A 13,169-nucleotide genomic window follows, 5' to 3' on the forward strand; every position below is an offset into this window, starting at 1 on the left:
CAAAGAAGTTATGACCTCATAACTATGAAGCCATCATGAGTATGGGGTCATAATCAGTTCCCGGCAACCCTCACTCGGGAGATGTGATGCACGACGAAACGCACCGGACAGGCTCGACGACGGCACCGACCGGACCTGCCGGACCGACCGGACCTGCCGACGATCGACGGTGGGCGGACCTGGCCGACCTCGTGCTGATCATCAGCCGGGAGATCCAGTTCCGCGGCTACACCGACGAGCAGGCCATCCCCCTGTCACCGTCCGAGGGCATGGTGATGCGCCACCTGCAACACGACCCCGCCGCCACGCCCAGCCACATCGCCGCCGCCACCGGGCTGCAGCGCACCAACCTCTCCGCCGTACTGCGCGGACTCGAACAGAAAGGCCTCGTGGAGCGGCACGCCAGCCCGGGCGACGGGCGCGGGGTGACCGTCCACCTCACCGAACTCGGGCGCGCCAACTACACCCTCGTCCGGCGGGAATGGGCCGCGGCCGTCTCCGCCGCCGCCGGCCACGACACCGGCCACCTCGCCGCGGCCCTCGCGCTCCTCACCACCGTGGAGAACGGGCTCACCGCGGCACGGCCGCAGACCCGGGGCGCGCGCCCCGCGCCATAGGGGGCCGCCGACCGCCGATTCCACGTCACGAGGGGTGGCGAACAAGCCAACGGGTGGCCTGACAAGGGCAGTTGGGGCCGACGGGGCGCATGAGCCGACCTTTGGAGGAATAACGTGGGTGCCCACGACCGATGTTCGACGGTTTCGTGGTTTCGCCGCGTACGCACAGGAGCGTCCATGACTGATGAGGCAGCGAACTCCGAGCAGGATGCGCTCTCCAGGTTCGACACCACCGTGCCGCAGTCGGCCCGGATCTGGAACTACTGGCTGGGAGGGAAGGACAACTACGAGGTCGACCGCGTCGCGGGTGACGCGTTCCGCGAGATCTTCCCCGGCATCGAGACCGGAGCCCGCGCCGCCCGGTACTTCCTCGCCCGCGCGGTCCGCCATCTGGCCGCCGAGGAGGGCGTCCGGCAGTTCCTCGACATAGGCACCGGGCTGCCCAGCGTGGACAACACCCACGAGATCGCCCAGCGGGTGGTCCCCGAGTGCCGGATCGTCTACGTCGACAACGACCCGCTGGTGCTGGCACACGCCCGCGCGCTGCTCACCAGCACCCCGGAGGGCGTCACCAACTACGTCGACGCCGACCTCCGCGACCCCGACACCATCGTGCGGGAGGCCGCCAAGACGCTCGACTTCGACCAGCCCGTCGCCCTCATGCTGATGGGCATCCTCGGCCACATCGAGGACTACGACGAGGCGCGCTCGATCGTACGGCGGCTGGTGGCCGCCCTGCCTTCCGGCAGCTACCTCGTGCAGTACGACAGCACCGACACGAGCGAGGCCTACGTCGACGCCATCCGGCAGTACAACGAGGGCGGTTCGATCCCGTACATCCTCCGCAGTCCCGAGCAGATCGCGGGCTTCTTCGAGGGGCTGGAACTGATCGAACCGGGCGTCGCGTCATGCTCGCGCTGGCGTCCCGACGACAGCGCCTGGGGCCTGCCGGCGGAGGTGCACCAGTACGGCGGGGTCGCCTTCAAGCGCTGAACGCGCCCCCGTGCGCCCACGTCCCGGATCACGTCTCCTGAAGAATGCGATGCAGGATCGTCGGAGTCTCGTCCGGCGATTCCGCCTCCACCACCAGGCGGTTCATGACATCCCAGTAGCACTCGATCTCGTTCGGCTTGTCGGGATAGAGGGCGGTGACGCGCTGTTCGAGATAGACCATGTCGGGCAGCCGTCCCCCGGGCAGGCGCAGGATGGTGACCGGACCGGCCTCCGCCGCGTGGCCTCCGGCGAGGAACGGCATGACCTGGACAGTGACCTGCGGAAGCCGGCAGATCTCGATGAGATGCCTCAACTGGGCGCGCATCGTACGGATCCCGCCCACCGGGCGACGCAGCGCCGCCTCGTCGATCACCGCCCAGAGCTGTGCCGCCGGCCGTCGGCGCAGGATCCGCTGCCGTGTCATCCGCAGCATGACCCGCCGGTCCAGCTCCTCCCCGCAACTGCCCGCGTGGGCAAGCCTGATGGAGGCGCGCGCGTAGTCGGGGGTCTGCAACAGCGGGGGAACGCGCTGGACCTCGAAGCTGCGGATGAGACTCGCCGCCTGTTCGGCGCCGAGGTAGGCCTGTGTCCACGGGGGCACCACGTCGTTGAAGTGCTGCCACCAGGCAGGGGAGTTGGCCTCTTCGGCCAGGGCCAGCAGGGTGGCGCGCTCGGCCTCGTCCGTGACGCCGTAGAGAGTGAGCAGGTCGGCCACGTCACGGAGTTTGAAGCCATGGCGGCCGGCCTCCATCCGGCTGATCTTGGACCGGGAGGCGCGGATGACGTACCCCGCCGCCTCACGGGCGATGGCCAGCTCCTCCCGCAGCCCGCGCAGCCGCGCCCCCAGGACCAGGCGTGCCAGCATCGGACCGGCCGACTGGTCGTCCAGGACCCCGCTGTCGGACGGTGTGGTTAAGAAGGCCTCATCGGAGCCCATGGGCAATCTCCCTGCGGTGAACGGGACCTTGCACGCGTACATGCGTTGAAGCCAGCCATCCTAGGGGTTGCCGGGTGCCGGGTCCCCGAGTCGCGCGAATGATCTCCGGGTGGACGCGGCGAGCGGCGGTCAGTGCGGCACCCTGCCGTACCCGTTGTTGACCCGCGCGAGGGGGTGACCGTGCTCCCCCTTCTCCTCGGCGACGCATCCGGGGTAGGGCTTCAGGAGAGCACCGCACCCCTGGCGACGAGGGGCACGTCAGCCCGCCTCCGCAGGACGCGCCGCTTCCCCGCTCTTCTCCGCCAGGTCGAGGCTGCTGCGCAGACTGACCGGCTTCAGCAGGATCGCGGCGATCACCGCGAGGAGGGCAGCGCCGGTCGAGAGGAGGAAGATCTGCGCGGTGGCGTCGCCGTACGCGACGCGGATGATCTCCTGTACGGCGGCAGGTTGCGCGGCGAGGTCCGAGGCGGCGCCCGTGGTCCGCAGCCCCGTCGAAGCCAGGCCGTGTGCGATCTGGTCCTGGACGTGCCGGGCCAGTACGGCGCCGAGGACGGAGACGCCGATCGTGCCGCCGAGGGAGCGGAAGAAGGACACCGTGGAGCTGGCCGCGCCGATGTCCTTCAGGGGCACGGTGTTCTGCACGACGAGCACCAGGTTCTGCAGGGTCATGCCGACGCCCATCCCGACGGACAGCATCTCCACGCTCAGCAGGAGGATGGGCGTCCTGGAGTCGAGGGTGCCGAGGCCCGCGAATCCGACGGCGAGGAGGACGGCGCCGGTGATGATGAACGGCTTGATCTTCCCGGTCCGGCTGATCAGTCGGCCCGCGACCGTGGAGGCGATCAGGATGCCGGCCATCATCGGGATCGTCAGCAGCCCGGCCTCGGTCGGGCTGTGTCCGCGGCTGAGCTGGAAGTACTGGCTGAGGAACACCGCGGCGCCGAACATCGCCGTACCGACGGCGAGGCTGCCGACGATCGCCAGGGCGGTCGTGCGCTGCTTCACGATGCCGAGCGGTACGACGGGTTCGGCGGCCCGCGACTCCACCCACACGGCCGCGCCGATCAGGGCGAGCCCGCCGGCCACCATGACCGCGGTCTGCCAGGAGGCCCAGCCGAAGGAGTTGTCGACGAACGACACCCAGACGAGCAGCACGCTGACGCCCGAGGCGATCAGGGTCGCGCCGAGGTAGTCGATCCTGACGTTCTCGCGGCGGATGACGGGAAGGTTCAGCGTCCGCTGGAGCAGGTACAGGGCTACGGCGGCGATCGGAACGCCGATGAAGAAGCACCAGCGCCAGCCCAGCCAGGAGGTGTCGACGATGACACCGCCGAGCAGCGGCCCGCCGATGGTCGACGTGGCCGTGACGCTGCTCAGGTAGCCGCTGTAGCGACCGCGTTCGCGCGGCGGGATCATCGCCGCGAGGGCGATCTGGACGAGGGCCTGCACTCCTCCCACGCCGATTCCCTGGAGGGCCCGCGCGGCTATGAGCTGCCCCGCGGTCTGGCTGATCCCGGACGCCACTGCTCCCAGCACGAAGACGGCGATGGAGGCCTGTACGAGGGTCTTCTTGCTGAACAGGTCGGCGAGTTTGCCCCAGATCGGCGTCGTCGCCGTCGTGGTGAGGAGGGTCGCGGTGACGACCCACGTGTACTGGGTCTGCGATCCGTGCACCGCCCCGATGATCTTCGGCAGCGCGCTGGAGACGACCGTACTGCTGAGGGTGGAGACGAACAGCGCGAGCAGCAGCCCGCTGAGCGCCTTCAGCACCTTCCGGCGGGCCGCGGGGGACGTGTCCGTGGGACTCGACTCGTTCACTGCCGTGCTCATCAGACAGACTCCAGGTCACCTATTCGCTATACACCGCGTATAGCGACATCGGTTCACCATACACGGCGTATTCCCGGGCGCGGAGGGCGAGTTGGGCCGGTCGGGGTGCCGGTCGAAGTTCCGCCGCGTCACTCGTCGTTGACCCAGCGCATGAGCCGTTGCAGTGGATAGAAGCCGTCGTGGGAGAGGCCCGGCGGCATTCCGCCCGCCCTGCCGAGGGAGACCACGCGCTGGACTCCGGCGCAGGCGAGGGCGTCGCGCAGTTCCGCCTTGCGGGTGTCCGGGTACACGCCGACCGTCTGGGTGGCGACTCCGGCGTGCGCGACGGCTTCCGTCAGCGCGCCGACGGGGACGACGTCGACGATCTTTCCGTCGGGGTGGAAGTCGACCGGTTCGGGCGAGCGGATGACCAGGCCCCGGCCGTCGTAGCCGCCCCACACCCGGTAGTCGGGGGTCAGGGAGCGCAGGACGTCGATCTCCTCGCGGAGTGCCGCGGCGACCCGGGGACCGTCGGCCGAGCTGAACTCCCTTGCCACTCCCAGGCGTTCGCACAGGAGGGCGGCGTAGCGGTCGGCGTCCGCCCAGGAGCCCTCGACGAACTGGAAGCGGCTGGCCACGCAGGCCTGTTGGTTGAAGAAGGTGGCGTCGGTGGCGCCCGCGTCGGCGGCCCGGGCAAGGGTCTCGGGGGACTCGAAGGCCTCGCGGCCGATGAGCGAGATGGAGGTCTTGGGGTCGAAGGAGACGAGTTCGAAGCCCGGGCCGACGTACCGCAGTGCCCCGCGGATCGTGGACTCGCCGCCCCAAGCGACCAGTTTGTCGAAGAACTGGGGGCGGAACAGCACGCTCTCCACCGTCTCGTCGCCGCCGCGCCAGTACACGGCCGAGAACGAGCGGACCACGGGGTGGCCGGGGGCCACCGCCGCCATCGTGCGCAGGATCGCGGTCGCGGTGAACAGGTCGTTCGAGGGCAGTTTCAGCAGGTTGACGCCCTTGGTGAGGGCACCTCGCACGACGGACATCGCGGCGACGCCGGGGGCGTTGCCGGCGATGATGTGCACCAGGCGCGGCGGGAACGCGCGGGTGGCCGCGGTCCGGTTGTCGGGCAGGCGTACCTCGCGCCAGCCGTCGAGCACGTCCGCTCCGCCGAGTTCGTGGTCGATCTGGGCGTACAGGCCCGGCCGTTGGAAGCCGCGCCACAGGACGGCGTAGGCGCGTTCGAGGACTTCGGCGGGCAGCGGGCTGACCCGGACCATGCGGCTCAGGGCTTCGGCCAGCAGGCCCTCGCGGTCCGCCTTGAGGGCCTCGCCGGTCTCCACCAGCAGGTCGACGATCTCCGCGACAGGCACGTGGAAGGCGGGGCCCGGTTCGGTGCGCGGCCAGACGAGGCGGTCCAGGTCGAGTGCCGGTGCGGTGAAGGCCGAGTCGGCGCGGCCGTACGTGACGGGTGAGCCGTGGTCGACCTCGCCGCGCACCACGTGCACGACCTGAGTGCCGGTCGTGGTGCTCATCCGTGGATCATCCCCCGCACATAGGAGTCGAGTGTCGCGGCGCAGGTGATCTTGTCCTCGCCGCCCAGGTCGCCGTAGCGCCGGATGTCCGGCAGGACGGCGGGTCCCGGCCGGCCGCAGTCGCAGGGTGAGAAGTCGACGAGGACCCGGTCGCCGCTGATCAGCCCGCCCCAGCGGCCCTCCAGCGAGACGTCCAGGAAGGCGAACCGGCCCTCCACGACGCCCTGTTCGGTGTTGAGCAGCTTCTCGCCCGGCTCGTCCAGGACCAGTGGGATCACCCACGGCGGTATGTGATAGTTGCCCAACTCGCAGGCCGGACAAGAGCCCTGAAGCTCCGTCATGCCGTAACTGCGCACCCGCCGTACGCCGTCGTAGAAGGCGGCGAACTGCTGCTGGTAGTCGTCGGGCAGGGCCCGGCCCTTGTTGCCGCCGCCGCTGAGGACCAGGGTCTCCGGGTGGAGGCCGCCGTCCGGGACGCCGCGGGCCCGCAGGGCCTGGATGAGGGTGAACTGCTGGTTGTTCATGCCGGCGATCAGCAGCGGTTCGTCGCGGTGGGCGGCGATGTCGTCGACGATCCGGGCGAGAGCCGCGCCGAGTTCCTCCTCGCGGGCGCCGGAGGCGTTCTCGAAGGAGCTGATCTCCTGCGGGGTCGCGGTGCCCTCCGCCATCCGGCGGCGCAGCAGGGCACTGCTCATCAACTCCGAGACCCGCATGGGGTCTTCGGTGAGCAGCCGTGTCTCGCCGGGCCGTGCGAAGACGTCCGCGTGCCAGCGGAAACCGTCGATCGAGCGCATCGGACCGCTCGCCGGTGCCAGCAGATAGCCGCGGCGGGTGGGCTCGGTCGGGAGCGGGTCGGGCCAGCAGGTGAGGTTCCCCAGGATGTCGTGCAGGAAACTCAGGTCGCTCGCGGCGCAGTTGAGGAAGGAGACCTTCCCGGAGGTGCCGCTGGTGATGTACGGGCGGTGACCCGCGGCGGTGACGCGATCCGCCCACTCGTCGATGTCGGTCACGCCCTCGACGTCGACGTCTCCCGGCTCGACCGCCGACACCGTCGTGTACCAGCGCAGGAGCCGGTCCCATCGGCCCCCGGTGATGAGGGAGAGGGGGTACGACTTGTAGCTGGTGTGGGAGAACAGGAGAGGGACGAGGTCGTCGGGGCTCTCGATGCCGTGGACGCCGCTCTCCGCCGCCCGGGTGCGCAGCAGCGGGATGCGCTCGCGGTGCGCGACGAAGGCCTCGCGGGCCGCTTCGAGCTGCAACTCCCGTAGTTCCCGGGCGGGTTGGTCGAATGTGTCACCGGACCGGACAAGGGCCCGGATCTGCTCACGTGCGCTGGGCACGGCAACCACCTCCATCAGTCATGACGACGGGTTGTTCGCGAGATAGGAGGACTCGATGGCGTCGAGGTCACCGCGCAGTTCCTTCGGGGTGCCGGTCATGACGAGCCGGCCCCGGCGCAGGACGTAGACGCGGTCGGCGATGTCGAGCACCTTGCGCACGTGCTGTTCGACCAGCAGTGCGCCCAGGCCCTGGTCGGCCGCCTCGCGGACGGCGCGCAGGAGCCGGTCGACGACCAACGGGGCGAGGCCCAGGGAGAGTTCGTCGGCCAGGAGGAGCCGGGGGGTACGGCACAGGGCGCGCGCCAGCGACAGCATCTGCTGCTCGCCGCCGGACAGCATGCCCGCGCCGGTCCTGAGGCGTTTCTCCAGTTCGGGGAAGAGGGCGACGGCCCGGTCGGGCGGCACGCGCCCGACCCGTAGGTTGTCGGTGGTGTCGAGGCGGGTGAAGACCGCGCGTTCACCGACGTAGGCGAGGCCCTCGCGGGCTCGGCGGTGCAGGGGTGCGTGGCCGGGGGTGCCCAGCCAGCGGACCTCGCCGCTCATCGGGGTCAGGTCGCCGGACAGCGCCCTGAGGGTGGTGGTCTTGCCCGCGCCGTTGGGGCCGAGCAGGGCGACGACCTCGCCCGGCCGGACCTCCAGGTCGAGGTCGCTCACGACGGGTCGGCTGCCGTATCCGGCGGACAGGGCGCGGGTCGCTATCAGGGGCACATCTGTGTCGTGCACGAGGTCTCTCCTCAACCGGAGTCGGCCGGGGTCGGCGGAGTCGGCCGTACCGAAGCTGGCTCAGCAGTACCGAAGCGGACTCAGCCGTACCCAAGCGGACTCAGCCGTACCGAAGTTGGCTCAGCCGTGCGACGCGGCCGTCAGCACCTTGCGGACGTCGACGAAGGTCGACCCCGCCTTGGCCCAGTCGATCTTCCCGTCACGGATGGTGAGTTCGGTGGCGGTCGTGTTGTGGATGCGGTCAAGTCCCTTGATCGGCAGGGCCGTCGACGCCTTCCAGCTCAGCGGCGGGGTCAGGCCGCCGGTGTCGATGCCGGCGGTGGTGTTCAGCTCCTTCACCAGTGCCGCGGCCGAGATCGTCGGCAGCTTCTTGGCCGCCTCGGTGAAGACCTTGAAGGCGACCCAGGTCGTGGCGTTGGCGCCGTTGGTGGTGTCGATGTCCTTGCCCTTGGCCGCCGTCACGAAGTCCTTCCAGACGGCGTCGGTGGTCGGCGGGTAGTAGCCGGTGATCGCGGCTCCCTCCAGCGGGCTGCCGCTCCCGCCGGTGCTCGCGGCCAGCTGCGGGGTGAGGTTGCCGACGACGCTGGCGAGCTTGGTCTTGTCGCCGGACTGGACGTACGACTTCACGAACAGGCCGGAGGCGGTGCCCAGGATGACGCTCACGCAGTCGCTGCCCTTGGTCGCGGCGACCTGCGGGGCGAGGTCGGTGGCGGTGAGCGGCACCTTGAGGTCCTTGGGCGGCGTCCCTCCGGCGGAGACCGCGCCGAGGGTGAGGAACTGCGAGACCACGGCCGCGGCGGCGACGTCGTACCGTACGCCGGTGATCTTCTTGCAGCCCTGCTCGACCAGTTGGCGGCCGTGGGCGGCGAACACCACCGGGGTGCCGCCGTTGACCGGGAAGGACAGCGGGTTGGAGAACTCCGCGGCCGAGACGCCGGTCCCGCCGATGTAGGGGATGCCGGCCTTCTGGAGGATGGGCATGTACCGGTCCCCGGCGAGGCTGTAGGAGCCGACGACCGCGGCGACCTTGTCGGCGACGGCCTGCTGGGCGCACTTCTCGGCCTCGTCGGGGTCGCCCTTCTCGTTGCAGAACTCGACCTTCAGGGGACCGCCCTTGATCCCGCCGTTGGCGTTGATCCACTTCTCGTAGGCCGTGGCGGTGAGGTGGATACCGGGCTGGGCGCTGCCCTGGGTGTTCTCCGGTGCCCAGACCATCACCTTGACCGGGGTGCCCTTCAGCGAGGAGGTCTCGGCCGAACTGCTCGCGGCCTCTCCCCCGCACCCTGCGGCGAGCAGGGCTCCGGTCATCGCGAGACAGCCGGCCGCGACGCTTCTGCGTCGGCGTGAGTCGTTCATGGTCCCTCCGCGGGGCTCGCGCCCAAAGTGGGCGACGTCGAGATGCCGAACAGCATGGGGTGCGTTTTGGGGTTAGTGAAGTACTCTCGGCACAATTATTTAAATGAATACACTGTCTCGTCCCGCGTCTGGGAGGTTCCTCGGATGGACGACGTCCTGCGTTTCGCCCTGCTCGGCCTGGGGCTCGGCGCCCTCTACGCGCTCACCGCGCACGGCATCGTGCTGGTCTACCGGGGCTCCGGTGTCCTGAACTTCGCGCACGGCGCGATCGGGATGGCCGGTGCCTACGTCCAGTGGGAACTCGCCGTCAACCACGGCGTGCCGTACTGGCCCGCCACCGCGTGCGGCGTGCTCACCTCCGCCGTACTGGGCGTGCTCACCCACCTGTTGGTGATCCGCCCGCTGCGCAGGGCGTCCACCCTGGCCCGACTGGTCGGCACCCTCGCGGTGTTCATCGTGCTCACCGCGATCGCCGTCAAACGCTACGGCGACAGCCTGCAGTTGGTGCCGGGCAAGCTGCCCACCCGGCTGCTGACGATCGCCGGGGCGACGGTCTCCGAGGACCGCGTGTGGCTGCTCGGCATCGCGATCGCGGTGACCGCGGCACTCCATCTCCTCTACAAGCGCACGCTGTTCGGCCTCGGCACCACCGCGGTCGCCGAGAACGAGGGCATCGCCGCCTCGCTCGGCTGGTCCCCGGACCTGATCGCCGCCGGCAACTGGGCGCTGGGCTCCGCACTCGCCGGGCTCACGGCCATCCTGATCGTGCCGGTGATCGGTCTGTCGGTGACCGGGCTGACCACGCTGCTGCTGAGCGCGCTGGCCGCCGCCCTGGTCGGCAGGTTCTCGTCGTTCCCGGTCACCCTGGCGGGCGGTCTGGTCATCGGAGTCGCGCAGTCCGAACTGACGCGCTTCGGCTCGGGTGTCACCGGGCTCGCCTCGTCGGTGCCGTTCCTCTTCATCGCCCTGGTGCTGGTCGCGCGCGGCCGGGCACTGCCGTTGCGCGGCACGTTCCTCGACCGCCTCCCGGCGCTGGGCACCGGCAGGGTGCGCCCCGTCCCGCTCGCGCTGGCCGTGGTGATCGGGCTGGTGCTGGTGAGCCTGTCGACGCCACTGTGGGCGGATGCGATCACCAGCACCCTTGTACTCTCGCTGATCATCCTGTCGATCATCGTGGTCACCGGTTACGCGGGCCAGGTCTCGCTCGCTGCCTACGCCCTCGCCGGGACCGGCGCCTTCATCGCCGGGCACGCGGCGGCGGACTGGGGCTGGTCCTTCGAACTCGCCCTACTCGCAGGCGTGTTGGGGACCGTACCGATCGGCCTGCTGTTCGCGCTGCCGGCCGTGCGCACGCGCGGGGTCAATCTCGCGATCATCACGCTCGGGCTCGGCACCACCCTGGAGGCGATGGTCTTCCAGAACACCGACCTGTCGACGACCCCCGGCAGCGACGGCATCGCGGTCGGCAATCAGACGCTCTTCGGCATCAGCATCTCCGGCGTCGACCACCCGCAGCGCTACGCCGCCGTGGTGCTGGTCCTGTTCGTCGCCGCCACGCTCGTGGTCGCCAACGTCCGGCGCAGCCGCACCGGCCGCCGTCTCGTCGCCGTACGGGCCAACGAGCGGGCCGCCGCCGCCCTCGGTATCGACGTCCGCGCGGCCAAGCTCTACGCCTTCGGTCTCTCCTCGGCCATCGCCGCGCTCGCCGGAGTACTGACCGGCTTCCGCTCGACGTCCGTGGTGTTCTCCGACTTCGCGAGCTTCGACTCCGTCACCGCGCTCGGGCTCGCCGTCATCGGCGGGGTCGGCTTCCTCGTCGGCCCGTTGTTCGGCGCGACGTTCGCCGCGGGCACGGTCGGCGCCCGCTTCGGGGACCTGGTGCTGCCCGGGCTGAGCGAGTGGATGCCGCTGATCGGCGGGATCGTCCTGGTGCTGACCCTGGTGGGCAACCAGGACGGCATCGGCAAGGAACTCGGCAAGCAGGCAAGGGGACTTGAGCGAAAGCTGCGCCCACAGCGCGCTGCCGTCGCACCCGAGGACGAGACAGGCCCCCTGCCGGACGTACCGCGCGCCGCACCGCTCCCCCTGCATGTCCACGACCTCACCGTGCGCTACGGCGGTGTCGTCGCCGTCGACGGGCTCTCCCTGGACGTCGAACCGGGCCGGGTGGTGGGTCTCATCGGCCCCAACGGCGCCGGCAAGACCTCCGCCATCGACGCCGTCACCGGCTTCACCCGGGCCGCGTCGGGCAGCGTCCGACTCGGCGAGCGGGACGTGACCCGGGTGCCGGTGCACCGGCGGGCCGCAGCGGGGCTGAGCCGGTCCTTCCAGTCGCTGGAGCTGTTCGAGGACATGACGGTCCTGGACAACCTCTACGCCGCATGCGAGCGACCGGGCCGGTGGACCTGGCTCACCGACCTGGTCCGTCCCGGCAGCCGCCCGCTGCCCGCCCAAGTGCTCATCGCGGTAAGGGAGTTCGGGCTCCAGGACAGTCTGGACCGGCCGGTGGGAGACCTGTCGTACGGCGAGCGGAGGTTGCTGGCGATCGCGCGGGCGGTGGCTACTTCGCCGTCCGTGCTGCTCCTGGACGAACCGGCGGCGGGGCTGTCCGACGACGAGACACGGGAGTTGGCCCAGCTGGTGCGGCGGCTCGCCGAGGACTGGGGCATGGGGGTGCTGCTCGTCGAGCACGACGTCGACATGGTGATGAGCGTCTGCGACCAGGTCGTGGTGCTCGACTTCGGCCGCCGGATCTGCGCCGGCACCCCGGACGAGGTGCGGCGCGATCCGGCGGTCCGGGCGGCTTACTTGGGCGACTTGGAGCCGGAGACGTCGTCCTGAGAGCGGACGACGCCCGGGCCGAGGCGATGACATCCGCCTCGGCCTGGGCCTGCCTACCCCGCCACGCGGGCCCGGACAGTCCGCCGGCACGACGCGACCGGCCCGCGACGTCTCGGACCGCGGGCCGGCCGAGCGCGATCCGGTCGACGAACTGGCCGACTCCGACGGCCGGTTGACGGAACACGCGCTCGCCGATTCTCGAAGGTCCGCCCCGGCGGGCCTACATCACTCCTCGCGCAGATCCGCCACGTAAGGCGCGTGGGACAGCAGTCCGCCGTCGACGCGCAGGGTGTGCCCGGTGACGAAGGCGGACTCGTCGGAGGCGAGGAAGACGACGGCCGACGCGACGTCCTCGGGTCGGCCGAGGCGCGGGGTGAGGTGATGGCGGAGCATCTTCTCCCGGATCGCACCGTGTGCCGAACCGGCGCTCGCCGGTGTGACGATGAACCCCGGGGCGATGGCGTTGCAGCGCACGCCCTGCTTGCCGTACTGGGTGGCGACGTACTCGGTGAGGTTGATGAGGGCGGCCTTCGAGGCGCCGTACGCGGGATTGCGCAGGTCACCCGACAGACCCGCGCCGGACGAGGTGTTGATGATCGAGCCTGCGCCGCGGGCGATCATGTGCGGGACGGCGGCCTGGATGGCGACCATGGTGCCGCGCAGGTTGATCCGCATGGTGTCGTCCCAGACCGCCGGGTCGGCCTCTAGGACGGCGAGGTCCTGGCGGGCGGCCAAGTGGGTGGCCGCCGCGTTGTTGTGCAGCACGTCGAGGCCGCCGTAGGTGTCAACTGCCGTGGCCACCATGGCCCGTACGGAGTCGATGTCGCCCAGGTCGACCGGCACCGCCGTGGCGGATCCGCCGGCGGCCCTGATCTCCTCCGTGACCGCCTTCGCACCGTCGAGATTCAGATCCGCTACGACCGTGTGGGCGCCCTCGGCCGCCAGGCGGCGGGCGGTGGCGGCGCCGATGCCGGACGCGGCCCCGGTCACGATCGCGATCCTGTCGTCGAGTCGTCCCATGGCT

Annotated in this window: 10 protein-coding genes; 3 read left to right on the top strand and 7 right to left on the bottom strand. The window is 70.5% G+C overall.

What is annotated here, in order from left to right:
* The first annotated feature begins 86 nt into the window (after positions 1 to 86).
* Both ACIQBL_RS18905 and ACIQBL_RS18910 read left to right on the top strand, forming a co-directional pair.
* Positions 87 to 617 (top strand): MarR family winged helix-turn-helix transcriptional regulator, encoded by a 531-nt coding sequence (locus ACIQBL_RS18905; protein WP_401943025.1) that lies wholly within the window; start codon positions 87 to 89, stop codon positions 615 to 617.
* A 177-nt stretch (positions 618 to 794) separates the two neighbouring features.
* On the top strand, positions 795 to 1,610 hold the full coding sequence (locus ACIQBL_RS18910; protein WP_401943028.1) for an SAM-dependent methyltransferase: 816 nt from the start codon (positions 795 to 797) through the stop codon (positions 1,608 to 1,610).
* Between the two features lie 28 nt (positions 1,611 to 1,638).
* On the opposite strand, the gene ACIQBL_RS18915 is transcribed toward ACIQBL_RS18910, so the two are convergent.
* The 6 genes from ACIQBL_RS18915 to ACIQBL_RS18940 all read right to left on the bottom strand — a co-directional run bounded on the left by ACIQBL_RS18915 (position 1,639) and on the right by ACIQBL_RS18940 (position 9,304).
* Positions 1,639 to 2,547 carry a helix-turn-helix domain-containing protein gene (locus ACIQBL_RS18915; RefSeq protein ID WP_401943030.1) on the bottom strand — a complete coding sequence of 303 codons (909 nt, stop codon included), beginning with the start codon at positions 2,545 to 2,547 and terminating at the stop codon, positions 1,639 to 1,641.
* Positions 2,548 to 2,805: 258 nt separating this feature from the next.
* Complete coding sequence (locus tag ACIQBL_RS18920) at positions 2,806 to 4,377, bottom strand: MFS transporter (RefSeq protein ID WP_401943032.1); 1,572 nt, start codon at positions 4,375 to 4,377, stop codon at positions 2,806 to 2,808.
* Positions 4,378 to 4,505: 128 nt separating this feature from the next.
* Entirely contained in the window at positions 4,506 to 5,885 is a 1,380-nt protein-coding gene (locus ACIQBL_RS18925) for an acyl-CoA reductase (RefSeq protein ID WP_401943033.1), read from the bottom strand.
* Positions 5,882 to 7,225: a hypothetical protein gene (locus tag ACIQBL_RS18930; protein WP_401943035.1), complete on the bottom strand. Its 1,344-nt coding sequence runs from the start codon at positions 7,223 to 7,225 to the stop codon at positions 5,882 to 5,884. Before ACIQBL_RS18930 ends, ACIQBL_RS18925 begins: the two co-directional genes overlap by 4 nt.
* A gap of 18 nt (positions 7,226 to 7,243) precedes the next feature.
* Complete coding sequence (locus ACIQBL_RS18935; RefSeq protein ID WP_401943036.1) at positions 7,244 to 7,948, bottom strand: ABC transporter ATP-binding protein; 705 nt, start codon at positions 7,946 to 7,948, stop codon at positions 7,244 to 7,246.
* Between the two features lie 120 nt (positions 7,949 to 8,068).
* Positions 8,069 to 9,304, bottom strand: a complete 1,236-nt coding sequence (locus tag ACIQBL_RS18940; RefSeq protein ID WP_401943039.1) for an ABC transporter substrate-binding protein — start codon at positions 9,302 to 9,304, stop codon at positions 8,069 to 8,071.
* Between the two features lie 144 nt (positions 9,305 to 9,448).
* On the opposite strand from ACIQBL_RS18940, the gene ACIQBL_RS18945 reads away from it, so the two are divergent.
* Complete coding sequence (locus ACIQBL_RS18945) at positions 9,449 to 12,145, top strand: ATP-binding cassette domain-containing protein (RefSeq protein WP_401943042.1); 2,697 nt, start codon at positions 9,449 to 9,451, stop codon at positions 12,143 to 12,145.
* 225 nt (positions 12,146 to 12,370) lie between these two features.
* On the opposite strand, the gene ACIQBL_RS18950 is transcribed toward ACIQBL_RS18945, so the two are convergent.
* Positions 12,371 to 13,165 (bottom strand): SDR family NAD(P)-dependent oxidoreductase, encoded by a 795-nt coding sequence (locus tag ACIQBL_RS18950; RefSeq protein WP_401943044.1) that lies wholly within the window; start codon positions 13,163 to 13,165, stop codon positions 12,371 to 12,373.
* Between the last annotated feature and the right edge of the window lie 4 nt (positions 13,166 to 13,169).

The organism is Streptomyces sp. NPDC088350, from assembly GCF_044753545.1.
In the GTDB taxonomy this organism is placed as follows: domain Bacteria; phylum Actinomycetota; class Actinomycetes; order Streptomycetales; family Streptomycetaceae; genus Streptomyces.